Genomic DNA, 1,965 nt, shown 5'->3' on the forward strand with positions numbered 1-1,965 from the left:
AGCTTAGGCATCGACCGCTTGTGGCGCCGCGAGGCTACCCGGGTGGCCTTTGCAGGGGGAGCCCTGCGCGTTTTAGACGTGGCGACCGGCACGGCGGACTTGGCGCTTAGGTGAAATTCATTTGTTAATTACTTTATGGAGCTTGATAATGAAAGTTGAAAAACCTATATTTGTTCTTGGAGTTCCCCATTCTGGGATAACTTGGCTTGCAAAAGTCATTGCTCAGCATCCCGATACTATAATTTTTAGGCGAAACTAACAACGTTTGGATGTGGGGGAACTTTAGCAAAGATAATGATGTTTTAACAGAAGATGATCTTACTCCTAAAATTCAAAAACATATTCGAGGAAGATTTACGGAGCTGCTTAGAAAGAGTCACAAGAAACGCATTTGCGATAAAACCCCAAGAAATAGTCTTCGAATCCCATTTATAAAAGCTGTTTTTCCTGATGCAAAGATTATCTTTATTATTAGGGATGGTCGTTCAGTTATTCGGTCAATTGATAATAGCCTTACACCATCTAAATCTGTTATTTGGAGAGAAGTTATAAATCGAGCTAAGCGTATTCCTGTTTGGGAATGGCATCTGTATTCCTATCGTATAGGCTCAATCTTTAAAAGAATTGTTGGTCAACCTTTAAATTACTGGGGCGCACGACCGCCGGGATGGCGTGAAAGTTCAAATGAATCCTCATACACCCGATCAGCAAAACAATGGGTCGAGACGCTAAAAATAGCTACTAGCGAAGGTAGAAAATTGCCATCAGAGAACTATTTAGAGGTGCGCTATGAAGATTTAGTAAATCACCCCCATGAAGAAGTTAATAAGATAGCTGGCTTTCTGGATTTAGAAGAACCTGAATTAGTTGCATCATATGCATTAAGAACTGCGGATCCATCCCGGATCAACAAATGGAAAAGCTTCTTGGATCAAGATGTACTGGATGAAGTCGAGCAAATTATGAAACCAACTATGTCTCAGTTTGGATATACCTGGCGTGTCAGTGGTGATCCAGTAAACTTTGATAAAGCAAAAAGTTAAATTTATGGCTAATGATATTGCCAACTCTTTTATCCTTTGTATTGGTAATAGTTGGTTTCCGAGGGTTGCTGGTGGGCTTAATCGTTATGTTTATGAGCTGACCCATTGCCTGGCAAGACAGGATCAAGTTGAGTTATGCGGGGTGGGACTCCCTAAAACTCCCATTGACACTCCAGTCAAGTTAACAAATCTGGCTGAACCCGATAGTCCTCTACTAAACCGACTCTGGTCTGCTCACTCTAACTTCTTAAACAGAAACTTGATTAAACCAGATGCTGTTAACTTACATTTTGCCCTTTACGGTCTACCTTTACTGTCTACCTTGCCAAAAGATATTCCCTTGACATTTACATTCCATGGACCCTGGGCCTTGGAAAGTGAGCAAGAAGGCTCTAGCAAACTAAGTGTGTTGCTCAAGCATTGGGTTGAGCAAAGCGTTTACCGCCAGTGCGATCGCTTTATTGTTCTAAGCAAAGCATTTGGGACAATTTTACATCAGCAATATCAGGTTCCCTGGAGCAAAATTAATATTATTCCTGGTGGGGTCGACACTGAACGGTTCCAAGCCAATTTAACCCGTCAACAGGCGCGTCAACAGCTTGGCTGGCCTCAAGATCGGTTGATTTTATTTACACCGCGTCGTTTGGTTCGTCGCATGGGTATTGACAGCTTGTTAAGTGCCTTAGCCCAAGTCAAGTCTAGAGTTCCTGATCTGTGGCTGGCGATCGCGGGTAAAGGTCCCTTGAGAGATTCATTGGAACAACAGGCAAGAGAATTGGGCCTGGATAGCCATGTCCGGTTTCTGGGGTTTTTACCGGATGAGCAGTTGCCCATTGCTTATCAAGCTGCAGACCTAACTGTAATTCCCAGCCAGTCTCTAGAGGGCTTTGGATTAGTTTTGTTAGAGTCCTTGGCCTGTGGC

General features: G+C 43.3%; 2 protein-coding genes and 1 pseudogene. All 3 read left to right on the top strand.

Translation table 11 applies throughout. The features are described 5' to 3' along the window. Positions 1-108, top strand: a pseudogene (locus AC2VE5_RS26350) (class I SAM-dependent methyltransferase); the annotation flags it as partial. A gap of 161 nt (positions 109-269) precedes the next feature. After that, positions 270-1,043 (top strand): sulfotransferase family protein, encoded by a 774-nt coding sequence (locus AC2VE5_RS26355; protein WP_486890509.1) that lies wholly within the window; start codon positions 270-272, stop codon positions 1,041-1,043. 4 nt (positions 1,044-1,047) lie between these two features. After that, the coding region (locus AC2VE5_RS26360; RefSeq protein WP_486890511.1) for a glycosyltransferase family 4 protein at positions 1,048-1,965 on the top strand (918 nt) is incomplete at its 3' end.

Source organism: Aliterella sp. E5.1, from assembly GCF_057473825.1.